The sequence below is a fragment of the Mycolicibacterium palauense genome, assembly GCF_002592005.1.
Classification (GTDB): Bacteria; Actinomycetota; Actinomycetes; order Mycobacteriales; family Mycobacteriaceae; genus Mycobacterium; species Mycobacterium palauense.
In genome coordinates this window covers 1-23,536 of record NZ_NVQF01000047.1, presented here as the reverse complement: position 1 = coordinate 23,536, position 23,536 = coordinate 1, and the positions used below count along the sequence as shown (strand labels likewise).

Sequence of the window (23,536 nt, the reverse complement as noted above, 5' to 3'; positions counted from 1 at the left end):
GGGACCGACACTGGAACAACGCCGCCCCGGCCTCAGGCGTTCCCCCATCGCGGGGTCAGTACACCCAGCGCCCCCAGCGCCACCGCCGCCGCCGTCGAGGTCCGCAGCACCGTCGGGCCCAGCAGCACGGCGTGCCCGCCGGCCCGGGTCAACGCCGCGACCTCCTCCTCGGTGATCCCCCCTTCGGGCCCGACGACCAGCGTGATCGAGGACGCATCGGCACAGCGCAGCTCCGCCAGCGGCCCGGTGGCGGCCTCGTGCAGGACCAGGACCAGTCCGCCGGCGGCGACCCGGTCGGCCACCAGATCGGTCAGCGCCGCCGTGGTCAGCACGCCCTCGACGGGCGGGATGTGGGCGCGGCGGGATTGTCGGGCCGCCGACCGGGCCACCGCCCGCCAGCGCCGCAGACCCTTGTCCGCGCGCCCGGAGTCCCAGCGGGCCACGCAGCGGGCGGCCTGCCAGGCCACAAAGTCGTCGGCCCCGGCCTCGGTGGCCAGCTCGATCGCCAGCTCGGAGCGTTCGGACTTGGGGATGGCCTGCACGACGGTCACCGCCGGGGCGGGAACGGTCACGGTGCGCCGGGACAGCACCCGTGCGCTCAGTCCGCGCTTCTCGGTCGCGGTGACCTCGCAGTCGGCGAGCTCCCCGGCACCGTCGCCGAGGGTGATGTGTTCCCCGACGCGGATGCGGCGCACCGACGCGGCGTGGAAGCCCTCGTCGCCGTCGAGGACGGCGGTGGCGCCGGCGTCGGGCACGTGCTCGGTGTAGAAGAGCGGCCCGGACATGGCCTGGCGGTTCCCGGGTGGCCGCTCAGCGACCGCTGAACGTCTCGCGCAGCCGGCTGAACAGGCCCCCGTTGTGGGCGCCGTGGTTCGGGGCGGCGTTCTGCGAGCGCACCGCGGCGGTGTCGCGGTCGCGGTTCTCCTTCAGCTGGTGCAGCAGTTCGCTGTCGCGGCCGTCCAGGTGGGTGGGCACCACGACGTCGATGTGGGCGTGCAGGTCACCGCGCACACCCGAGCGCAGGTGCGGCATGCCGTGACCGCGCAGCGTCACCACCGCCCCGGGCTGGGTGCCCGCCGGGATCGACAGGTCGGTGAGCCCGTCGAGGATCGCCTCGACGCTGACAGAGGTGCCCAGCGCCGCGTCGACCATCGGTACCTCGACGGTGCAGTGCAGGTCGTCGCCGTCGCGCACGAACACCTCGTGCGGCTGCTCGTGCACCTCCACGTACAGGTCGCCGGCCGGCCCGCCGCCGGGTCCGACCTCGCCCTGGGCGGCCAGCCGCACCCGCATGCCGTCGCCGACCCCGGCCGGGATCTTGACGCTGATCTCGCGGCGGGCGCGCACCCGGCCGTCGCCGCCGCAGCGGTGGCAGGGATCCGGGATGACCTCGCCCACGCCGCGGCAGGTGGGGCACGGACGCGCCGTCATCACCTGGCCCAGCAGGGACCGCTGCACGCTCTGCACCTCACCGCGGCCGCCGCAGGTGTCACAGGTGACCGGTGTGGAGTTGCCGTTGGTGCCCTTGCCGTGGCACAGGTCGCACAGCACCGCGGTGTCGACGGTGACCTGCTTGGCGACGCCGGTCGCGCACTCGGTCAGGTCCAGGCGCATGCGCAGCAGCGAGTCCGAGCCCGGCCGCACCCGGCCGGTCGGGCCGCGGGTGGCCGCACCGCCGCCGAAGAACGCCTCGAACACGTCGCCGAGACCGCCGAACCCGCCGAACCCGCCGGACGCCGCGGCCCCGTTCTCCAGCGGGTCGCCGCCCATGTCGACGATGCGGCGCCGCTCGGGATCAGAGAGGACCTCGTAGGCGACCGAGATCTCCTTGAACCGCGCCTGGGCCGCTTCGTCGGGGTTGATGTCGGGGTGCAGCTCACGAGCAAGCTTGCGGTAGGCGCGCTTGATCTCGCTATCGCTTGCGCCCTGGCTCACTCCGAGCAGACCGTAGTAATCGCGTGCCACGCTTCCCCACAATTCACGTCGTTGGGGGCAGCCCTAACGGGTCCCCAGTACTTCTCCGATGTACAGAGCAACGGCGGCGACGCTGGCGATCGTTCCCGGATAGTCCATTCGAGTGGGTCCGAGCACACCCATGCCGCCGTAGACCGTCTCCATTGTGCCGTACGTCGTCGAGACCACCGAAGTGCCCGCCATCTGCTCGGCTTCGGTCTCCTGTCCGATGCGCACCGTGACCTTGCCGGCCTCCTGCTGAGCGGCCAGCAGTTTGAGCACCACCACCTGCTCCTCGAGTGCCTCCAGGATGGAGCGCAGCGACCCGCCGAAGTCGGCGGTGTTGCGGGTCAGGTTGGCCGTACCCCCCATGACCAGCCGTTCCTCGCGGTGCTCGACCAGCGATTCCAGCAGCACGGTGGCCGCCCGGCCGACGGCGTCGCCCAGCGCGTTGTAGGGACCGTTGGGCCCGGGGTCGAGCCGGCTGGCCAGATCCGCGACGGCCACCGAGGCCGCCGAGAGCTTCTTGCCGTCCAGCGCCTGCCCGAGCAGCTCGCGAAGCTGGGACAGCTGGGCGTCGTCGATCGCGTCGCCGAGTTCCACGATGCGCTGGTCGACGCGGCCGGTGTCGGTGATCACGACGAGCAGCAGCCGGGCCGGGGTCAGCGCCACCACCTCCAGGTGGCGCACGGTGGACGTCGACAGGGTCGGGTACTGCACGATGGCGACCTGCCGGGTCAGCTGCGCCAGCAGCCGCACCGCCCGGCGCAGCACGTCGTCGAGGTCCACCCCGGACTCCAGGAACTGCAGGATGGCCCGGCGCTCCGAGCCCGACAGCGGCTTGACGTGGTCGATGCGGTCGACGAACTCGCGGTAGCCCTTCTCGGTGGGGACCCGCCCGGAACTGGTGTGCGGCTGGGCGATGTAGCCCTCGGCCTCCAGCACGGCCATGTCGTTGCGCACGGTGGCGCTGGACACCCCCAGGTTGTGCCGTTCGACCAGGGATTTGGAGCCGATGGGTTCCTTGGTGGCCACGAAGTCGGCGACGATGGCGCGCAGCACCTCGAAGCGACGATCGTCAGCACTGCTCATGCGGTGCACCTCCTAGGGCGTCTATTTTACGGCCACCAACAGCACCGATACCCGGTGAGCGGGGCGCGTCGGCGGGCCGGACCCGCGGGCGCCGCCGGGGCCCGGCGAATCGGGTGCCGCCGGGGACCCGGTGAATCGGGCGCCGCCGGGGCCCGGCGAATCGGGTGCCGCCGGGGCCCCGGTGAATCGGGCGCCGCCGGGGCCCGGGCGAGCCGGGCGCGGCCGGTCACACCGCGCCGGCGAATGTGACATCGCCGGTGATATCACTTTCGCCGACCACCACTACCTCCGGCGCCGCCCCGCCGGCGAGGCCACGTCACCTCATCCAGGTGATAGCGCCGGTGATATCGCGGCTGATACCGCCGTGTCCTCGGGGACCGGACCGAGCCGGGGGCATCCCGTGGACAGGCCGAGTCGGCTAGCCTCTCTGTGCAGTGGCTACCCTCTCCATGCAATGGCTCTATGCATTGGCTGCATGCAATGGCTGCGGGGGCCATGACCAGCCGGGGTATGCACGGGAGCGGACCTGCCGATGATCTTCAAGGGTGTCCGGGACGGCAAGCCCTACCCGGACCACGGCCTGACCTACCGGGACTGGTCCCAGATCCCGCCGCGGCAGATCCGCCTCGACGAGCTCGTCACCACCACCACCGTGCTGGCCCTCGACCGACTGCTCTCCGAGGACTCCACCTTCTACGGCGACCTGTTCCCGCACGCGGTGAAGTGGCGTGGGGTCGTCTATCTCGAGGACGGCCTGCAGCGCGCGGTCCGGGCGGCACTGCGCAACCGGACCGTGCTGCACGCACGGGTGTTCGACATGGACATGGCCGCCCACTACTGACCGTTGCCGAGCCTGTCGTTAGCGAGGCCGGCACTCGCACTTCGTCTCGGTAACGCCAGGTTCGGCGCGCACGGGGCACGGCGGGCCGGCCCGCAATCGGTCACCTCAATCGGTCACCTCAATCGGACGCCTCAATCGCCGGCCATGGCCTCGCGCAGGCTGCGCGGACGCAGATCGGTCCAATGCTCCTCGACGTAGGCCAGGCACTCCGCACGTCCGGCCGGGCCGAACACGGGCCGCCAGCCCGCCGGCGTCTCGGCGAACACCGGCCAAAGGCTGTGCTGCTCCTCGTCGTTGATCAGCACCGTGAAGGTGCCGTTGTCGTCATCGAACGGATTCGTGCTCATCACCCCTCCTGTGGGTTTGTCCGGCCTGGGTCTGCGTGCCGGGGATCTGTGTGGCCGTGGGATCGGTGCGCTCCCGCAGGCCGGCGGCGAGCACCCGGTCGGAGAGCAGACCCAGGCAGCTGAGGTTGGGAAAACCGGGCCCCTGGTTGAGCCCGGCCAGTCCGGGCAGGAACAACGTGGGGGCCACGCCGGACACCGCGAGGTCCTCGCCGATGGACTCGGCCAGCAGCTCCCCCGACAGCGGTCCGCCCAGCCCGAGTTCGAGGATGTCGAGCGCCTCCTGCGACAACAGCGGCGCGAACCACAGCGCGTCGGCGCCCGACCCGTCGATCACCAGGTCGAACCCGTGCACGGTCTCCAGCCGTTCGGCGCCGCGGTCGGTCTGCAGCGTCAGCCGGATCCTGCCGTCGCGGGGGACCGCGTGCGCCACCCGGCCGCGCAGGTGCCGGATCCGGTCGTCGGCCAGCAGCGCGTCCTGGACGCGGGCGGAGAACACCCCACGGTCGGTGCGCGCCATCGCATCCCGCCGCTCGGCCAGCGTCAGTTCCGTCCAGCCGGTCGGGTCGGAGAACAACGTGTTCTCGAAGAAACCCTCCCCGCGGGTGAATAGCGTCACCTGCGGCGAGATCACCGTGATGGTCGAAACCCGGTGCCGGAAGAGCTCGTTGAGCATCGACGCGGCGGTCTCCCCGCCGCCGATGACCGCGACCCGCTCGGCCGCGATGAGCTCGTGCGCGGCAGCGCGGTGCCAGAACTGGGCGATGGAGAGCACCCGCGGATTGCCCGGCAGGATGCACTTTTCGGCCTGCCCCGGCCCGGTGACCATGACCGCGTCGGCGGACACGGTGGTGTCGCGGGCGACCAGCTGCCAACGGCGCACCCCACCGTCGGTGACCACCCCGATCCCGGTCACCTCCGCGGGCACGACGGTCATGTCGACGTTTCCCGCGACCCAGCGCAGGTACTGGCTCCAGCGCCGGTGCGTCGGGGCGGGGCGGCCACGGTCGACCCATTCGGCGAACTGGCCGGTGGCCACCAGATAGGACTGCCAGCTGTGCCGCAGCATGCGTTCGTCGAGTTCGGCGTTGCGCCGGGGCACCAGCGACGACCGGTACGGGAAGCCGACGTCCTTCTCCGGCCCGGTACCCAGCCGGTGCTGGCCGTCGGTCCAGCCGCCGGTGGGGCCCCAGTTGGCGGCGACCTCGGTGCGTTCCACCGCGATCACGTCGGGTGCCGCCACCCCCATCTCCCGCAGCACCGCGGCCTTGGCGGCGACGGCGACGGCCTTGGCACCCGCGCCGATGATCGCCAGGGTGCCGGTCATGGCTGTCCTCCCACTGTGTCCCCTGTTGTTACGTCCCCTGTTGTTACGTCCCCTGGTGCTGCGTCCCCTACTGCTGTGTCCCCTGGTGCCAGCCCGTCGGCGAGCACCTCGACGGCCGCGTTGAACAGTGCCGCCAGCTCGTCGGCCTCCTCGGCGCTGGTCAGCCGTTCACTCCACCGCCAGCTGGTCAGCAGCTGCGGTCCCGCCGCGCTGCCGCTGACCACCGAGATCACGTCGAAGGTGTAGCGCAACGGCAGGTCGGGCTCGGACGCCGCGGGCAGCACGCCGTTGAACGCGGGTTCGGTGTTCATCGACCAGGCGGTGCCCGTGTCGCGGCCGGCGCGGTCGGCGCTCAGGTCGTGGCGCCCGATGTAGTTGAACTCGATCTGCGGGTGTCGGGCGCCGACCAGCGCGGGGTCGGCCCGCCCGTAGCGCAGCAGCCCGTAGTCCAGCCCGCGGTTGGGCACCGCGGCGAGCTCGGAGGTCACCGACCGCACCAGCTCCCGCGTCCGCCGCGGATCGGCCCGGGCCTCGGACACCGAGAGGGCCTGCCTACCGGCACCCAGTCGCACCGGGAACACCGAGGTGAACCAGCCGACGGTGGCCGAGGTGTCCACGGCCGGGCCCAGCAGGGCGTCCTCGCGGCCGTGGCTTTCCAGCGCGATCAGCGCACCGGCGTCGACGGGTTGCCCGCGACGCTGCCGCCAGGAGGCCACGGCCATCGCCAGCGCCGCCAGCAGCACGTCCCGCAGTTCCACCGCCCCGCCGGCGCCGGCCGCGGTGTCCAGGCCGTCGAGCAGTCGGCGCGTCACCGCCGGCTCGGTGGTGACATCGGTGACGCGCAGCGATCCCCAGGTGTCGACGGCGGGGTCGGGCAGCCGGGAGCCCAGCACCGGGTCGGGGCCCCGCAGCCGGGTCGCCCAGTAGTCGCGCTGGTCGGCCACCTCGGCGCTGCGGGCCCGTGCGTCGAGCAGCTGCGCCCAGTGCCGGTAGGTGGTGTATTCGGCTGCCGGCGAAGGGGTTTCACCGGAGGTCAGCTGGGCGGCCAGCTGATTGAGCGCGGCCAGGATCACGTACCAGGACACCACGTCGGTGGCCAGGTGGTGCACGCAGAGCAACAATTGCGCCCGCGCACCGGTGAACCAGACCGCCTGCACCATTGAACCGTCGACCGGGTCGATGCGCTCCAGAGCCGCCGGCGCCTCGTCGGCGAGAACCTGCGGGCCGCTGTCCGGAACGTGACGCAGGATGTTCTGCGCGGCAACGCTTCCCGGCGCACGGGTGACCAGCCGGTAGCCGTCCGCGGTGTGCTGCAGCACCGAACGCAGCATGTCGTGGCGGTCCAGCAGAGCCTGCAGCACCGCGGTGAGCAGTTCGGCGCTCACCCCCGCCGGCAGGTCGATCAGCATGTTCTGGGTGAAGCGGCGGAACCCGCCGGCCTCGTACATCCAGGACATGATCGGCACCGCCGGTACCTCGCCGTAGCGGTCGTCGTCCAGTGGGGCCGGCGTGGACCCGGTATGGCCGGCATCGAGCGCCGCGGCGAGCTCACGTATGGTGCTGCAGTCCAGCATCAGCCGGGCGCGCATCTCGATGCCGCGCCTCCGCGCCGCCTGCACCACCGACAACGCGGCGATGCTGTCGAGACCCAGCTGCAGGAACTCGGCGGTGACGTCGACGTGCTCGGTCTCCAGCACCTCCCCCAGCAGCTCGGCCAGCAGCTCCTCGGTCGGGGTCTGCGGCCCGTCGGCGGGTTCCGCGCCGAGATCGAGTGTGGCCAGCGCGGATTCGTCGACCTTTCCGTGCGGGGTCAGCGGCAGTTCGCCGACGACGACGATGTGCTGAGGCACCATGTACCGGGGTAGCCGGGCGCCGGCCAGCGCGCGCAACTCCGCGGCCGGCGGAGCGGACGGACCCGCGGCGACATAGGCGATCAGCCGCGCACCGCCACGGCTGCGGCGCACCACCACGTGGGCGGCCCGCACCCCCGGGTGACCGTGCAGCACCGCGGCGACCTCGCCGGGTTCGACACGGAACCCGCGGATCTTGACCTGATCGTCACTGCGGCCCAGGAACTGCAGCGCCCCGTCGGGTGCTCGGCGCACCACGTCGCCGGTGCGGTACATGCGCCGGCCGGGCCACACCGGATCGGCGACGTAGCGGGCCGCGGTCTCGGCGGGACGGCCCAGATAGCCGCGGGTCAGCTGCTCCCCGGCCAGGTAGAGCTCGCCGGCCGCGCCGTCGGGCACCGGACGCAGCCAGGAGTCCAGCACGTGCGCCGCGGTCGGTCCGGTGGGGCCGCCGATGCAGGGCTGCGGGTGTGCGGCGATGTCGGCGACGACGGCCTCCACCGTGGTCTCGGTGGGGCCGTAGCAGTTGTAGGCGCTCATCGCGGTGCGGGTGCATTCGGCGCGGATCAGCCGCCAGGTCGGGGTACCGACGGCCTCACCACCCAGCGCCAGCACCGCCAGCGGCACCCGGGTGAGCAGCCCGGCGTCGCTGAGCTGGGCGAACATCGACGGCGTGGTGTCGATCATGTCCAGTTCGAAGCGCTCGATGACCGACACCAGCGCCTCGGCGTCGCGCTGCGCGTCGTCCCCGACGACGTGCACGGCGTGGCCGGCCAGCAGCGCCGCCAGCGGCTGCCAGGCCGCGTCGAAGGTGAACGACCAGGCGTGCGCGACGCGCAGGGGCCGGCCCAGACGCTGGGCCGCCGGTGCCAACACCGTGCGGGCGTGGTCCTCGGCGTAGGCCAGCAGCGCCCGGTGGGTGCCGATCACCCCCTTGGGGCGCCCGGTGGTGCCCGAGGTGAACACCAGGTAGGCGGCCCGCTCGGCGACCACCGGTTCCGAATGGAAATCACTGGGCACCACCTGGTTTCGAACCTCGTCGAGCAGTGCCCGGTCGATGACCGTGACGGCACCGGACTGTTCGAGGATGTCGGTGACGCGATCGGCCGGCATCCCCGGGTCCAGCGGCACGATGACCCCACCGGCCTTGAGGACCGCCAGCATCGCCACCACATAGTCCGGGCCGCGGGCCAGGTTGATCGCGACCGGGGCCTCCCGGCCCGTGACGGCGCCGAGTGCGGCGGCCAGCCGTTCGGCGGCCGCGTCGAGATCCGCATAGCTCATCCGGCCGCCGATCCCGCCGGCCTCCCAGCTCAGCGCCACCGCGTCGGGGTGCGCGGCGGCGACCTCTGCGAACCGGGTGTGCACACCGCCGTCGCGGTCCGGTGGGGCCGTGCCGTCGCGGTGCGGTGGGGCCGTGCCGTCGCGGTCCGGTAGGGCCGAGCCGTCGCACGCAGCGGCTTGGGCCTGCGCCGCGGCAGCCTCGGCGTCGGAGAGCACGGAGACCTCGCGCAGGGGCCGCTCCCAGCCGTCGACCATCCGTTGCACGGTGGTCAGAACCCGCTCGCCGAGGCTCTTCGGTGCCATCGGTCCGAGTGCTCCGTCGATGGTCTCCACCAGCACGGTCAGCGCGCCGTCGGCCAGGTAGGCGGCGATGGTCACCGGGAAGTGCGACAGGCTCTCCAGCGCGGCCGGGCGGAACACCGCCCCGCCGGCCGGAAACTCCGCGGTGCCCACCACCCCGCCGGGCGGGAAGTTCTCGTAGACCAGCAGGGTGTCGAACAGTTCGCCGACCCCGCCGAGGGAACGCAGCTCGGCGTGCGGGAAGTAGCTGTGCTCGCGCAGCGCGGCGGCCTCGCGTTGCAGTGCCACACACTGCCGTCCGACCGGCGCGGCGGGGTCCAGCGCCACCCGCAGCGGCACGGTGTTGATGAACAGCCCCACCATGTTCTGCACCCCGGCCAGCTCGCCGGGCCGGCCGGACACCGTCACGCCGAAGGTCACGTCGGCCCGGTCGGTGAACGCCGACAGGATTGTCGCCCAGGAGATCTGGACCAGGGTGTTGAGCGTGACGCCACGCCGGCGCGCCGCCCCGGCCAGCGCCGCGGTGGCCTGCGCATCCAACGTGACCTCGGTGCGTCGCGGGATGCCCTGCGGGGCAGCCGCCCCGGTCAGCGCCGGGGTGAGCAGGGTGGGCCCGTCGAGTCCGTGCAGGTGCCGGCGCCACAGGTCCCGCCCGGCGTCGGTGTCGCGGGCGGCCAGCCAGCCGATGTAGTCGCGGTAGGGCCGCGGCGCCGGTGGCAGCGCCGACAGCGCGCCGCCACCCTGGTACAGCGTGATCATCTCGCCGACGAACAGCGGCAGCGACCAGCCGTCGATCACGATGTGGTGGGCCACCACCACCAGCCGCCACCGCGACTGCGGCAGGGCGATCAGCAGGAACCGGATCAGCGGCCCGTGGCCGAGGTCGAAGGGCCGGCGACGTTCTGCGGCCTCCAGCTCTGCGACGTCGGCGGGCGCGGCGCTCACCGTGCGCCACGGCACCCGGGCCCGGGCCGGGACGACCTGCACCGGGTGGCTCAGGTCGCCGTGCACGAAGCTGGCCCGCAGGTTGGGATGGCGCACCAGCATGGCGTCGGCGCACCGGTGCAGCAGCGGTTCGTCGAGTTCGCCGGTGATGTCGGCGGCCATGGCGATGACGTAGGGGTCGCCGTCGGCGTAGTCGTTGTCGGCCAGCACCGCCATCGAGAAGAGCCCCTGCTGCAGCGGGCTGAGCGCCAGCACGTCCTCGATGGGATTGGTGCTGGTCCCAGTGCTGGTCCCAGTGCTGGTCCCGGTGCTGGTCCCGGTGGTCGTCAAGGAGGTTTCGGTCACGAGGGGTGTTCTCCGCTCGCCCACGCCGAGGTCAGGGCGGCCAGTTCGTCGGCCGACAGACCGGAGGCGCTCATCGGGGCGTGGTGGGTGTCGTCGGATTGTTCTGCGGTGTCGGCGGTTTCGGTGTCCGCGCCGGAGCCGGCGCGGCCGGCCTGCTGTTCGACCGCCGCGGCGAGATCGGCGAGCACCGGGTGCTCGAAGACCATCCGCGCGGTCAGGGCCAGGCCCGCGTCGCGGGCCCGCGCGGCCAGCTGCACCGCCAGGATGGAATCGCCCCCGAGCGCGAAGTAGTCGTCGTCGCGCCCCACCGCGCCGGCGTCGAGGACCTCGCCGAGCAGTGCGGCCAGCTTCTCCTCGGTGACGGTCTGCGGCGGCGCGCCGGCCCCGCCGTGGCCGTCGCCGGATACTGGCGGTGTCGGCCGGGCAGACGGTGACTGCCGGGCCGGCGGTTGGTCCTCGGCACCGACGAACTGCAGCCGGCCGTCAGGCGCCCAGCGCGCCAACATCGCCGTGCGGTGCAGTCGTCGCCCCGGTTGCGCGGCAAACGGATCGGGAGGATCGGGCACCATCGCGGCGTCGGCCGCCGATGTCGCCGCGGCGAACGGACCGTCCCCGAGATACATCCGGCCCACCACACCGACGGGCACGGGATCGAGGGCGTCGTCGAGCAGGTACACCCGGGTGGGCCGGTCGCCGCAGGCGAACTCGGTCAGGATGCGGTCCCGTTCGCCGTCGGCGCCGATCTGCAGGTCACGCAGGGTGGTGTCGGGACGTTCGGCGAAGGCCTGCACGACCCGGCCCAGCCAGCCCACGAGGCGCGCTACCGTGGCGCGCTCGTAGAGTTCGGGCCGGTAGATGACGCGCCCGCGGTAGCCGTCGGCGGCGGCGAAGAAGTTCAGCGACAGGTCGGCCTGAGCCAGGTCGAACGGCGGTTCCAGCGCGGTGAAGTTGGTCGGCCCCTCGGGGCCGGTGGCGATCACCTGGGCGGTGGGCAGTTCCTCACGCACGTGGACCACCACCTGAAACAGCGGGTTGCGCGACAGCGAGCGGGTCGGCCGCACCGCCTCGACCACCTGGTCGAAGGGCAGATCCTGGTTGGCGTAGGCCGACAGCGCGGTCTCGCGGGCCCGGATCAACACCTCCCGCAGCGTGGGGTCGCCGGACAGGTCGTTGCGCAGCACGACGAAGTTCACGAAGAACCCGATCAGCTGCTCCAGCTGGGCTTCGGTACGCCCGGCGACCGGGGTGCCGATCGGGATGTCGCGGCCCCCGCCTGCCTTGTACAGCACGACCGCCACGGCGGCCTGCAGCACCATGAACTCGGTCATGCCCAGCTCACGACCCAGCGCGGCGAGCCGCTCGCGCGTCGCGGCGCCGATGGTCAGCTCGACCGAATCGCCGACACCGCTGGGCATCCGCGGCCGCGGGAAGTCGGTGCGCAGCCCGGCCTCCTCGGGTACACCGGCGAGTTGGTCCTGCCAGTACTGCCGTTGCGGGCCGGCGATCCCGGTCTCGGGATCCAGAAGGGCGCGTTGCCAGGCGCCGTAGTCGGTGTACTGCACGGGCAGCGGAGCCCAGTCCGGTGACCGGCCGCCGCAGCGGGCCCGGTAGGCCGTGAGCAGGTCGGTGAACAGCACCACCGCCGACCAGTGGTCCCCGGCGATGTGGTGCAGCACCAGCGAGAGCACCTGGCGGTCGGGCAGGGTCAGCAGCGTGGCCCGGATCGGCAGGTCGTGTTCGAGGTCGAACGGGCGCCGACGCTCGGCGTCGAGCTCGTGATGCAGCCACTGCTCGCCGGCCCCGGTGCCACGGCGCACCGGGAACGGTTCGCGGTGCGGCTGGACGAGTTGATGCGGGACGCCGTCGATTTCGCGGTACACGGTGCGCAGGATGTCGTGGCGGGCCACCACATCCCCGACGGCGGCGGCCAGCGCCTCGGCGTCGCAGGGTCCGCGCAGCTCGGCGGCGAACGGAATGTTGTTGATCGGGCTGGGCCCGTCCACCCGGTAGGCGAACCAGCTGCGCAGCTGCGACGCCGACAACGGCGCGGGCCCGTCGTGGGAGACCGGGACCAGCCGAGGCCGCGGGTCGGCGCCGGGTGTGCGGGCCAGCTCGTCGAGGTGCCCGGCCAGCGCGGCCACGGTTTCCAGCTCGAAGATCTCGCGCACCCCGACGTCGACGCCGAATTCGGCGCGGACCGCGGCCACCAGCTTGGTGGCCAGCAGGGAATGCCCACCGAGGTCGAAGAAGGAGTCGTCGGCGCCGATGCCCTCGCGGCCCAACAGGTCGGCGAACAGTGTCGCCAGCGTCCGTTCGGCCGGGGTGCTCGGTTCGCGGAACTCGTTGGCGGCCGTGATCTCCGGGTCGGGAAGCGCGGCCCGGTCGATCTTGCCGTGGGTGGTGATCGGGATCTCGTCGAGCACCACATAGCCGGCGGGCACCATGTAGTCCGGCAGCGCCGCGGCCACGCGGGCCCGGATACGCTCGACGTCCACGCCCCCGGCGGCCGGGGTCAGGTAGGCCACCAGGCTCCTGCCCAGCTGCGGCAGGTCGCGGACCACCACCACGGCCTGTCCCACACTGGGGTCCACCGAGATGGCGGCGGCGACGTCACCGAGTTCGATGCGGAACCCGCGGATCTTGACCTGCTCGTCGGCGCGGCCGACGAATTCGATGTCGCCGTCGGCGTTGCGCCGGGCCAGGTCCCCGGACCGGTACATCCGTGCGCCCGGGGTGAACGGGTCGGCGACGAAGCGCTGCGCGGTCAGCCCGGGCCGGCGGTGATATCCGTGCGCGACATGGGTTCCGCCGATGTAGATCTCGCCGATCACCCCGGGGGGAACCGGCTGCAGCGCGTCGTCGAGCAGGTACATGGCGGTGTTGATCTTGGGTGTGCCGATCGGCACGATGCGGGTGCCCTGCCGGCCCTCGACCTTGTAGCGGCTGGCGTTGACCACCGTTTCGGTGGGGCCGTAGAAGTTGTGCAGCAGCGCGTCGAAGGTGCCGTGGAACTTGTCGGCCACCTCGCCGGGCAGCGGTTCACCGCCGATCGGGACCCGCTGCAGCGTGCGCCATTCGTTGACCCCGGGCAGCGACAGGAACAACCCGAGCAGCGAGGGCACGAAATGCATGGCGGTGATGCCCTCGTCGCGCAGCAGGTCGGTCAGGTAGCCGATGTCGGACAGTCCACCGGGCTTGTGGATCACCACCCGCGCACCGCACGCCAGGGTGCCGAACACCTCGGCGATCGACACGTCGAAGCTCGGTGAGGCGACCTGCAGCAGCCGGTCGCCCGCATCGACGTGGTAGTCGGCGGCGAACCAGACGAAGTACTCGGCGATCGGGCGGTGCGGGACGGGCACCCCCTTCGGCTGGCCCGTCGTCCCCGAGGTGTAGATCAGGTAGGCGGTGTTGGCCGGCCGCAACGGACGCACCCGGGTGTCGTTGTCGGGGTTGGACGTCGGGTAGCCGTCGAGCCCGTCCACCGGTTCGCGGATGACCAGCGCGGCGTCACAGTCGCCGAGGATGAACGACATCCGCTCGGCCGGGTAGGTGGGGTCGACGGGCAGGTACACCGCGCCGGCCTTGACCACCCCCAGCGCGGTGACGATCAGCTCGGGCGACTTGTCCAACAGCACCGCCACCCGGTCCTCGGTGCCGATGTTCTGGTCGATGAGCCAGTGCGCCAGCCGGTTCGCGGCCTCGTTGATCTCCCGGTAGCTGTAGGCCCGGCCCTCGTAGACGACCGCGATGTGGTCGGGAGTGCGTGCCGCCTGGGCCTCGACCAGCCCGGCCAGTGTGTCCGCCGGGGTATCGAACCGCTCACCCCGGGAGATCTCCAGCAGCCGGCGGCGTTCCTCGGCGCCCATCAGTTCCAGCTCGCGAACCGGGGTGTCGGGAGCCGCCAGCGCCGACTCCAGCAGCACCGCGTAGTGGTCGAGCAGTTGGCCGGCCAGCGCCGGGTCGATGATCTCGACGAGATGTTCGGCCTCCACGGTGAACCCGGTCCCGGTGTCGCCGGCCTCGGGGAACTCCACCATGAACCCCAGGGGCAGCTGGGTCACCTGACCGCGCAGCTCGGCCCGCCGGCACGTCACGCCCGGCGGGCGCAACCCGTGCCGGTCCGGTCCTCGGAAACCGAAGCTGACGCGGGTCATCCGTTCGGCGCCGTGCTGGCGGTCCGGGTTGAGGTCGGCGACCACCCGGTCCAGGCTCACCCGTTGGTGGGCGAAGGCGCCCAGGCTGGTGTCGCGGGCCTGGGCCAGCAGTTCGCGGAACGTGAGCCCGGCGCGGGGACGCAGCCGCATCGCCACCGTGTTGCCGAAATAGCCGATGGTGTCCTCGTGTTCGGGGCCCCGGTTGAGCACCGGGGTGGCGACCAGGAAGTCGTCGGTGTGGGTGTAGCGGAACACCAGGGCGCCGAACGCGGCCAGCAGCACCATGTACGGACTGGACCCGGTGTCGCGGGCCAGGTCGGCGACGCGGGCCGCGGTCTCGGCGCCCAGGGTGCGGCTCACCCGCGCCGAGCGCCGTCCGGTGGGCACGGCCGAGCCGTGCGGACCGGGCAGTTCCAGGGGTTCGGGGATATCGGCCATCACGGTGCGCCAGTAGTCCAGGTCGGCGGCCACGGCCGCGGGCGGCGGGCCGGCCGCGGCCGTCGAGGCGGGCCGCTGTGGCCCCAGCGCGGCGCCGGTGTAGGCGGCGGTCAGGTCGGCGAAGAACACCTCCCACGACCCGTCGTCCCAGGCGATGTGGTGGGCCACCAGCAGCAGCACCAGCTCCTCGGGCCCGGTGCGCACCACGGTGATCCGCAGCGGCGCGTCCCTGTCGAGATCGAACGGGGTGCCGAATTCGCGCTGGGCCACCACCTCCAGCCGCAGCCGACGGGCCTCGTCGGCCAGCGCGCTCAGATCGTGTTCGGCCCATCCCGGCCGCAGCCGAGGATGGGTGGTGGGCTGGGGGACGCCGGTGGCGTCGGCGGTGTAGGTGGTGCGCAGCACGGCGTGACGGCCGGCGACGGCGTCGACCGCGTCGTGGAGGCGGTCCAGGTCGACCTCGCCGGTGATGCGGTAGGACAGGCAGACGTTGAGCAGGGTGCTGTCGGGATCGGCGGCTTGCACGAACCACATGCGCAGCTGGCCGTCGGACATGGCGGGCTGGGCCGCCTGGGCGGCGGGGCGCGACGCGCCGTGCAGGCCGCGTTCGGCCAGCCGGCGGCGCATCAACTCCAGGCGCGCGTCGGCCGGTTCGGTCGCGGCGGTTCGGGTGGATTCGGTGGTTCTGGATTCAGTCACGCGAGAACTCCACTTTCTTCGTGCTGTCGGGGAGGGCCGCTGTCGCACAGGCGGCGTCGAGGTCGGCCACCAGCTCGGTGCCGGTGATCCCGCCCAGCAGCCGCGCCAGCGGGACGGTGGCGCCGACAGCCCGGGTGAACCGTTTGCGTAGATCGACCGCGAGCAGTGAGTCGATCCCCAGGTCGAACAGTGGTGCCGCCAGATCCAGGTCCGCGGGGTCGGGGAGGTCGAGGACGGCGGCCAGCTCCGCGCGGACCACTCCGGCGGGATCGGTGCCATCCGGCACCCCGGTCTGATCGGTGCCACCCGGCACCCCGGTCTGATCGGTGCCACCCGGCACCCCGGCCTGATCGGTGCCACCCGGCACCCCGGCCTCATCGCGCGCCGGTTCCGGTCCCGGAATGAGTTCGGGTTCGGTGTCCGGGTCCGCGGTCAGCGTCACCCCGAGCCGACGCAGCCGGTCGGTGTCGGCGGCCAGCACCAGCGGGTCGCCGGAATGGGCGCGCAGGCTGATCTCCACGGCCCGAACGGGATCCATCGGCCTCAGTCCGGCGCGTTGCACCCGCGCGGTCTCGGCCGCATCCAGAATCCCGGTGCGGCCGTCGGTGCCCGGCCACAACCCCCACCGGATGGCGGTGCACGCCCTGCCCCGCTGCCGCAGCTGCGCGGCCACGACGTCGAGCAGGCGGTTGGCGGCGGCGTAGGCGGCGGCGCCCTGGCCTCCCCACACCCCGATCACCGACGAGCACAGCAGGATCGGCGCGTGCGGGCGCCGCGGCCACACCGCGTCGAGGTGGACCAGCCCGTCGACCTTGGCGGCGCAGGCCTCGGAGACAGCCCGAGTGACCGCCTCGGCCGACTGCGCGCCGGCACGGCCGGCGCCGAACGTCGCGGCACCGGCGGCATGCACCACCAGCGACGCGCCGTCGCCGCCGTGCTCGGCGGCGACGGCGGCAAGCGCGTCGGGGTCGGTCAGGTCGCAGGGCGGGGCCACGACCTCGGTGTTGCCGGTGGCGTTCAGCGCGGCCAGCTCGGCCGGATCCAGGCCGCGACGGCTCAGCAGCACGATGCGCCGGGCGCCGCGCTGCGCCAGGGCGCGCGCGTAGTGCAGGCCCACCGCGCCGGTGCCGCCGGTGATGACGACGTCGTCGAGCAGATCGGCATCCGGCTGCCGGGCGGGCGGTTCGTCGTTGCGGCGGAGCAGGCGGCGGCGATACCGCCGCGGCGCACCGGCGTCGGCGCGCAGCGCGACCTCCCCCGTTTCGGTGAGCACGGTGTCGACGACGGCGGCGGGCCCGAAGGGGTGGGTGTCGAACCCGGGCACCAGGTCGAGGTGGTGGAACTCCTGGTCGGGATGGTCGAAGCCGAGGCTGCGGTGCGCCGCCGCCAGCGCCGCGGCGCCGGGCCGCGGCACCGGGTCGGCCGCGCGGACCCGTTCGGCCCCCGTGGTGAGCAGCCACACGTCCCGACAGCGCGGCCCGAGCCGGTCGGTGTAGCCCAGCAGTCCCGCCGCGGCGCCGGCGGCCAGGTCGGCCGCGGCGCGTGCGGGGTCGGTCTCGGCCAGTTCGGGCGCGATCACGATCAGGGTGTCGGCCCGGTCGGGCGCGACGGCGTCCGCGCCGGGGTGGGCGTGCACGGCCTGCTCGACGGCGTGCGCCAACCGGTCCCCGGCCGAGAGATCCAGGATCGCCACGGCGCGCGACGGCACCCCGGGGGGCGCGGCGCCGGGGTGGGGTTGCCAGTCCTCGACGGCGACGACGACGGTGGGCGGTGCGGGCAGCGGGTCGCGGCGGGCCCACAGGTGGGTGGTGCGCATCGGCGCGGGCGGGAACCCGCGCAGCGGCGGCGCGGCGGGGCCCGCGCCGCCGCGGAGGTCGGCCCACGGATAGCCCGGGTCGGCGGCCGCGACCGCGGCGAGGCCGGCCGAGAGCTGCTCGCTCAGTGCCCTGTCGCGCCGGCCCGACCCCACCGCCAGGACCTCCCGGGTACCGGGCCGGGTGGGGTCCTCGCAGATCTCTGCCAGCGGGTGCAGCAGGGCGGGATGCGCGGAGAGCTCGACGAACACGGTGGCGCCGTGGCGCAGCGCCGTGGCGGCGGCGTGGTCGAAGCGCACCGGATCGCGCAGGTTGCGGTACCAGTAGCCGTCGAACGTGGTCCCGGCCGCGACCTCCTCCCCGGTGGTGCCGCCGATGAACCGTACGGCGGTTTCGGCGAATTCGGCCCGCGGCAGCGCGGCGGTGAACTCCGCGCGCAGGGGTTCGAGGATGCTGGTGTGCACCGGGAAGTTGACGGTGATCTCCCGGGCGAACCCGCCGCCGGACCGCACGGCCCGCACCGCGGCGCGCACGGCCTCGCGGTCCCCGGAGACGGCGACCGAGTTGGGCGCGTTGATGACCGACAGTTCCAGCCAGCCGTCGGTTGCGGCGATCAGCTCCGCCGCGGCGTCGGCACCGATGCCCAGGGCGGCCACCGCGTAGTGGCCGGCGAACCGGTCGACCACCGCGGCGCGGGCGGCGATGACCGCGACCGCGTCCGGCAGTGTGATGGCGCCGGCGATATGGCTCGCCGCGACCTCCCCGAGGCTGTGGCCGACCGTCAGGTCGGGCACCACACCGCAGCCGCGCCACACGTCGGCCAGCGCGACGGCATGCACGAATTGTGCTCCCTCGACCTCGATCTCGCCGAACTGGTCGGGGTCGGCGGCCGTGGTCAGGTAGGTCAGCGGTGACGGCAGACCGGCGGCGGTGAACGCCTCGGCGCAGCGCTGGGCACTGGAGCGGTACCGAGGCAGCCGGTAGGCCTGCTCCCCCATGCCCGGCCACTGGGTGCCCTGTCCGGGGAACACGAATGCGATGCGGGCGGCGCCGAGCGGGTCGGGCCGCGACAGCAGGGGGTGGTCGCCCCCGGTCTCCAGCGCGGTCAGCGCCGCGCGCAGGTCGGCGCGGTCACCGGCCCTGATGACCGCGCGGTGCCGGCGGGTCCGCCGGGTCGCCAGGAGGTGGGCGGCGATCTCTGGCACGTCCGGGCCGGGGTTGCGGTGCAGGTAGTCCAGCAGCGCCCGCGCGTCCTCGCCGAGCAGCTCCACGGCGTGCGCGCTGAGCAGCACCGGGGCCCGGCCGTCGGGCCAGGGGGTCAGGGTCATCGGCCGGCCCCGGCGGTGTGTCCGTCGGGCACCGACACCACCAGGTGGGTGTTGGTGCCGCTCATCCCGAATGCCGACACCGCGCCCACCCGCCGGCCGCCCTCGGCGGGCCACGGTGTCATCTTCCGGGCGAGCCGCAACCCGGTTTCCCGCCAGGCGATCTCGTGGCTGGGATCGTCGACGTGCAGGGTGGGCGGGATGTTGGCACGCTCGGCCGCCAGCAGCACCTTCGCCAGGCCCAGTGCCCCGGCCGCGGCCTGGGCGTGGCCGACGTTCGACTTCACCGAGCCCAGCCACGGGCCCTCGCCGGCCGTGCCGGCGCCGTAGGTGGCGGCCAGTGAGCGCAGTTCGGTGCGGTCGCCGAGCCGGGTTCCGGTGCCGTGGCCCTCGATCATGCCGACCTCGCCGGGACGCAGTCCGGCGCTGCGCAGCGCGCGGGTGAACAGCCGGGTCTGGGCCTGCTCGCGCGGCGCGGTCAGCCCGGCGCTGCGGCCGTCGGAGTTCAGGCAGCTGGCCAGCACCTCGGCCAGGATGCGGCGGCCGTCGGCGCGGGCGCGTGAACGGCGCTGCAGCAGGAACATTCCCGCGCCCTCGGCCCACACGGTGCCGCTGGCGTGCGCGCTGTAGGGCCGGCAGTGGCCGTCCTCGGACAGCGCGTGCTGGCGGGAGAACTCCACGAAGTAGCCGGGTGATCCCATCACGCACACACCCCCGGCCAACGCCAGGTCGCAGTCACCGGCCCGCAGCGCGGCCACGGCGGTGTGCAGCGCGGCCAGCGCCGAGGAGCAGGACGTGTCGACGGTCAGTGCCGGGCCGGCCAGATCCAGCGTGTAGGCGATGCGTCCGGAGATCACCCCCAACGCGGTGCCGGTGATCAGATGCCCGCTGTGGTGGGAGAACTGCGACAGCGGGGGCCCGTACTCCAGGGTGGAAGCCCCGACGTAGCAGCCCACGTCGTGGCCGGCCAGGTCGTCGGGGTTGATCCCGCTGTCCTCGCAGGCCCGCCACGCCAGCCGCAGCGCCACCCGCTGCTGGGGGTCCATGGCGAGCGCCTCCCGCGGGGAGATCCCGAAGAACTCGGCGTCGAACGTCCCTGCACTGTCGAGGAATCCGCCGAGGTTGCGGATCGGTGTGAAGCCGTCGCGGCGGGAGCCGTCGAACAGTTCGCGCAGTGACCAGCCGCGGTCCTCGGGGAACGGGCCCAGCGCGTCACGCTGTTCGGCCAGCAGCGTCCAATACCCCTCGGCACTGTCGACGCCGCCGGGCGCCTCGACGGCCATCCCCACGATCACGACCGGGTCGGCCTCGGGGACGTGGGTGTCGCTAGGCGTCATCGGCGCTCACCAGGTGCGCGACCGCGTCGAGATGGTCGTCGAGGTAGAAGTGTCCCCCGTCGAACTGCCGGAAGGAGAATCCGCCGCCGGTGTGCCCGGCCCAGCGGCGCAGGTGGCCGGTGTCGGTGCGGTGGTCCGCGCGTCCGCCCACGGCGTGGATGTCGGCGCGGATGCGCACCTCGGGGCCACAGGTGTAGCGGTTGAACGCCCGGTAGTCGGCGCGCACGGCGGGCAGCAGCAGGTCGACGAAGTCCTCGTCGGCCAGCAGCCGCGGGTCGGTGCCGCCCAGATCGACGATGTCGGCGAGCATCTCGGCGTCGGTGGTGGGCACCGCCGGTCCCTCGGCCACCGTCGACGGGGCCTGCCCGGCCGAGGCCCACAGCCCGCGCACCGCGATCCCGCGGTCCTCGGCGATCCGGGCGAACTCGAAGGCCACCAGGGATCCCAGGCAGTGCCCGAACAGCCGCAGCGGACCCAGCTGCGCCCACGGCCCGGCGGCGAACAGCTCGGCGGCCAGCTCCTCGACGGTGTCGGGGGCCGGGTCGGTCAGCCGCTCGGCGCGCTGCGGGTACTGCAGGATGTAGGCGTTCAGGCCACGCTCGGCCAGCGTGCCGGCCAGCGTGCGGTAGGCGGCCGCCGCGCCGCCGGCGTGCGGGAACACCAGGACCGCCCCGTCGGCGGTGTCGGCGTCCGCACCGGGGAATCTCTTGATCCAGGCGGGGAAGTCCGAGGGCGATGGCCGGCCGGTCATCGGATCCGCGGCGCGTCGAGTTCGGCGGCGACGTCGGCGTTGTCCATGTGCGCGATCTCCAGGTACAGCTCGGCGACCGCCGTCAGGCGCTCGTCTCCGGATTCCTGTTCGGTCAACACGCGGGCCAGCGCGGACACGGTGCGCGCGGCGAAGATGTCGGTGACCGTCACCGTCGGGGCGTCGAGCCATTCCCGGATCCGCGCCACCGCGGCGGTGGCCAGCACCGAGTCGCCGCCCAGCGCGAAGAAGTCCTCGTCGGCACCGATACCGGCGCCGTCGCGGTTCAGCAGACCCTCCAGAATCTGGGCGAGGGCGGCCTCCAGCGGCGTCGCCGGGGCGCGGCCGGCGTCGGCGGCCTCGCCGGCCGCGGCCAGTGACGCGGTGAGCAGCTCCGCCACGGCGCGGCGGTCGATCTTGCCACCCGGGGTGAACGGGATCGTCTCGGCGATGCCGAGATGCTGTGGAACCATGTGCGGCGGAACGAGATCGGTCAGCGCGGAGGCGATCTGCGCCGTGGTGATCCGCGGGTCGTCGAGGCGCACCAGCGCCGCCAGCAGCGCGTCGCGCCCGGCGGGACCCGGCAGCGCCGCGGCCACGGCGTGCGCGACCCCGGGGACCCGGCTCAGTGCGCCCTCGACCTCGCCGAGTTCCACCCGGTAGCCGCTGATCTTGACGCGGTGATCGGCGCGGCCGACGAATTCGATCGCGCCGTCGGGACGGTAGCGCACCAGGTCACCGGTGCGGTACCAGGTCCGTCCGGCGTGGGTGACGAAGCGTTCGGCGGTCAGGTCCGGGCGGCCCCGGTAGCCGCGGGCGATGCCGCGGCCGGTCACCCACAGTTCGCCGGGAACCCAGTCGGGACAGTCGACCCCCCACCCGGCCCCCCAGTCCGCCACGACGCGGCAGGCGTTGTTGGGCAGCGGGATCCCGAACGGGATCGCGGTCCAGTGCTCGGGCAGCTCGCCCGGTTCGCAGATGGTGTTGTGGGTGGCGGTCTCGGTGGCACCCCCGAGACCGGCGATGCGCGCCCGGGGTGCGAGCTCGCGCAGGGCGCGGACCAGCTCGGTGCGCACCCAGTCTCCGCCGGTGGGGATCACCCGCACCGAGCCCAGCCGGCCCGCGCCCACCTCGGCGAGCATTTCCAGCCAGCCGGGCATGAAGTGCAGGACGGTCACCGTGTGCTCGGCGATCAGCCGCGCCCAGGCGTCGGGGTCGCGGCGCTGTGCCTCGTCGACGACGACGATCGCGCCGCCGGCGCGCAGCATGCCGAAGATGTCGAGCACCGAGAGATCGCATTCCAGCGTGGACAGCGCCAGGCAGCGGTCCCCGGCGCCGATGTCGAAGTGCCCGTTGATGAATTCCACGGTGTTCATCGCCGCGTCGTGGCTCAGTTCGACGCCCTTGGGTTCGCCGGTCGATCCGGAGGTGAACAGGACGTAGGCCAGTTCGCCGGGATCGGTGACGCAGGCCCGTGTCCGCGCGGCGTCGGGGCGACCCGAGCGGATCGCCTCGGCGACGGTGACGGCGGGCACCGCGAGCTCCCCTAGTTCGGTTCCGCAGACCAGCGCCGCGCGCACCCCGGCGCTTTCCAGGATCCGGCGGGCCCGGCCGGCGGGTTGGTCGATTCCGACGGGCAGATAGGCCGCCCCGGCCGCGTGGATGCCCAGCAGCGCCGGAATCTGTTCGGCGGTCTTGGGTCCCAGCACCGCGACGGTGTCCCCGGGGCGGACCCCGGTGCGGCGCAGGGTGGCACACACCGCGAGCACCTGCTCGCGCAGCTGCGCGTAGGTCAGGTCACCGAGGCTGCTGAACACCGCCGGCGCGTCGGGTTGGCGTTCGGCGGTGCGGAAGAAGCCGTCGTGCAGCGCTTCTCCGCTCGGTGGCGCGGTGCGGGAGTTCAGGGCCTCGCGCACCGCGCGTTGCGCCTCGGGTACCGGTGACGGGTCGGCGGTGTCCCAGGCGGTGTCCCAGGCGGCGTCGTCGGCCAGGCGTCGCAGTTCGGCGATGTGGTGGGCGAACATCGCCTCCACCACGCCGGGCCGGAACGCGTCGGCGCGCACGTCCCAGTTGATCAGGACGCCGCCGTCGAACTCGGTCACCTGCGCGTCCAACAGCACCTGCGGTCCCTGCGACAGGATCCAGACGGGCGTGCCGAACTGTTCGGTGACCTCGGCGTCGAACAGTTCGCCCAGGCCCAGGGCGCTGGTGAACACCACCGGCGCCAGGACCTGGCGGCCGCGGTCGCGGCCGAGGTCGCGCAGTACCGACAGTCCCGGGTAGCTGGCGTGGGCGGCCGTGGTGTGCAGGCTCTCCTGCACGGCGCGGGCCCGGTCTGCGGGGGTGCGGGCGTCGCGCAGATCGACGTCGAGCAGCAGCGACGAGCTGAAGTCGCCGACGAGGTGCTCGACGTCGGGGTGCAGCGGCTCACGCGCGAACAGGGGCAGGTTGAGCAGAAACCGCGGCGTGCCCGACCAGCGGGCCAGCACCCCGGCGAACGAGGCGGCCACCGCCATCGCGGGGGTGATGGAGCGACGGTGCGCCGCGGCGAACACCGCGTCGCGGGTCGCGGGGTCCAGCCAGTGCCAGTGCCGGGTGCTGCGCCGGGGGTCGGGCTGCCCGGCCCCCCGGCCCTGCCCACCGTGCCGCGGTCGCTGATACACATCTGACGCTGCCGACGATACTCCGTGCCTAGATCTCGGTTCCCGCGTGGTAATTGATAAAAACAAGTATCCGA

General features: G+C 73.2%; 11 protein-coding genes and 1 pseudogene. 1 reads left to right on the top strand and 11 read right to left on the bottom strand.

Translation table 11 applies throughout. The features are described 5' to 3' along the window. Positions 1-32: 32 nt before the first annotated feature. From CSR00_RS18150 to hrcA, 3 genes are read right to left on the bottom strand one after another with little or no spacing between them, the layout of a single operon-like run. Positions 33-785, bottom strand: a complete 753-nt coding sequence (locus CSR00_RS18150; RefSeq protein ID WP_099023821.1) for a 16S rRNA (uracil(1498)-N(3))-methyltransferase — start codon at positions 783-785, stop codon at positions 33-35. A gap of 25 nt (positions 786-810) precedes the next feature. Then, positions 811-1,965, bottom strand: coding sequence for a molecular chaperone DnaJ (dnaJ, locus tag CSR00_RS18145; RefSeq protein WP_099023820.1), 1,155 nt, complete (start codon positions 1,963-1,965; stop codon positions 811-813). 33 nt (positions 1,966-1,998) lie between these two features. Beyond that, on the bottom strand, positions 1,999-3,045 hold the full coding sequence (gene hrcA, locus CSR00_RS18140; protein WP_099023819.1) for a heat-inducible transcriptional repressor HrcA: 1,047 nt from the start codon (positions 3,043-3,045) through the stop codon (positions 1,999-2,001). A 532-nt stretch (positions 3,046-3,577) separates the two neighbouring features. Between hrcA and CSR00_RS18135 the strand changes: the two genes are divergently transcribed. Further along, entirely contained in the window at positions 3,578-3,886 is a 309-nt protein-coding gene (locus tag CSR00_RS18135; protein WP_099023818.1) for a type II toxin-antitoxin system VapB family antitoxin, read from the top strand. A gap of 131 nt (positions 3,887-4,017) precedes the next feature. On the opposite strand, the gene CSR00_RS18130 is transcribed toward CSR00_RS18135, so the two are convergent. The 8 genes and pseudogenes from CSR00_RS18130 to CSR00_RS18095 all read right to left on the bottom strand — a co-directional run. Beyond that, the gene (locus tag CSR00_RS18130; protein WP_099023817.1) at positions 4,018-4,233 is read right to left on the bottom strand and encodes an MbtH family protein; all 216 of its coding nucleotides are present in this window, start codon (positions 4,231-4,233) and stop codon (positions 4,018-4,020) included. After that, positions 4,211-5,557, bottom strand: coding sequence for an NADPH-dependent L-lysine N(6)-monooxygenase MbtG (mbtG, locus tag CSR00_RS18125; RefSeq protein ID WP_099023816.1), 1,347 nt, complete (start codon positions 5,555-5,557; stop codon positions 4,211-4,213). The genes CSR00_RS18130 and mbtG overlap by 23 nt, the downstream gene beginning before the upstream one ends. After that, the gene (locus CSR00_RS18120; protein ID WP_328514730.1) at positions 5,554-10,281 is read right to left on the bottom strand and encodes a non-ribosomal peptide synthetase; all 4,728 of its coding nucleotides are present in this window, start codon (positions 10,279-10,281) and stop codon (positions 5,554-5,556) included. The genes mbtG and CSR00_RS18120 overlap by 4 nt, the downstream gene beginning before the upstream one ends. Next, positions 10,278-15,503 carry a non-ribosomal peptide synthetase gene (locus CSR00_RS18115; protein WP_099023838.1) on the bottom strand — a complete coding sequence of 1,742 codons (5,226 nt, stop codon included), beginning with the start codon at positions 15,501-15,503 and terminating at the stop codon, positions 10,278-10,280. The genes CSR00_RS18120 and CSR00_RS18115 overlap by 4 nt, the downstream gene beginning before the upstream one ends. A gap of 64 nt (positions 15,504-15,567) precedes the next feature. Beyond that, entirely contained in the window at positions 15,568-18,717 is a 3,150-nt protein-coding gene (mbtD, locus tag CSR00_RS18110) for a mycobactin polyketide synthase MbtD (RefSeq protein ID WP_099023815.1), read from the bottom strand. After that, positions 18,714-20,051: a beta-ketoacyl [acyl carrier protein] synthase domain-containing protein gene (locus CSR00_RS18105; protein WP_099023814.1), complete on the bottom strand. Its 1,338-nt coding sequence runs from the start codon at positions 20,049-20,051 to the stop codon at positions 18,714-18,716. Before CSR00_RS18105 ends, mbtD begins: the two co-directional genes overlap by 4 nt. Then, on the bottom strand, positions 20,041-20,802 hold the full coding sequence (locus CSR00_RS31820) for a thioesterase II family protein (protein ID WP_099023813.1): 762 nt from the start codon (positions 20,800-20,802) through the stop codon (positions 20,041-20,043). The genes CSR00_RS18105 and CSR00_RS31820 overlap by 11 nt, the downstream gene beginning before the upstream one ends. Further along, positions 20,799-23,432: pseudogene (locus tag CSR00_RS18095) on the bottom strand (non-ribosomal peptide synthetase); the annotation flags it as partial. The gene CSR00_RS31820 and the pseudogene CSR00_RS18095, both read right to left, overlap by 4 nt. Between the last annotated feature and the right edge of the window lie 104 nt (positions 23,433-23,536).

What these genes read in the sequence shown, in the direction of transcription:
- CSR00_RS18105 (WP_099023814.1), bottom strand. Translation starts at nt 20,051, where the DNA reads ATGACGCCTAGCGACACCCACGTCCCCGAGGCCGACCCGGTCGTGATC.
- mbtG (WP_099023816.1), bottom strand. Translation starts at nt 5,557, where the DNA reads ATGACCGGCACCCTGGCGATCATCGGCGCGGGTGCCAAGGCCGTCGCC.
- CSR00_RS18130 (WP_099023817.1), bottom strand. Translation starts at nt 4,233, where the DNA reads ATGAGCACGAATCCGTTCGATGACGACAACGGCACCTTCACGGTGCTG.
- CSR00_RS18135 (WP_099023818.1), top strand. Translation starts at nt 3,578, where the DNA reads ATGATCTTCAAGGGTGTCCGGGACGGCAAGCCCTACCCGGACCACGGC.
- CSR00_RS18115 (WP_099023838.1), bottom strand. Translation starts at nt 15,503, where the DNA reads ATGCGCCGCCGGCTGGCCGAACGCGGCCTGCACGGCGCGTCGCGCCCC.
- CSR00_RS31820 (WP_099023813.1), bottom strand. Translation starts at nt 20,802, where the DNA reads ATGACCGGCCGGCCATCGCCCTCGGACTTCCCCGCCTGGATCAAGAGA.
- CSR00_RS18150 (WP_099023821.1), bottom strand. Translation starts at nt 785, where the DNA reads ATGTCCGGGCCGCTCTTCTACACCGAGCACGTGCCCGACGCCGGCGCC.
- hrcA (WP_099023819.1), bottom strand. Translation starts at nt 3,045, where the DNA reads ATGAGCAGTGCTGACGATCGTCGCTTCGAGGTGCTGCGCGCCATCGTC.
- mbtD (WP_099023815.1), bottom strand. Translation starts at nt 18,717, where the DNA reads ATGACCCTGACCCCCTGGCCCGACGGCCGGGCCCCGGTGCTGCTCAGC.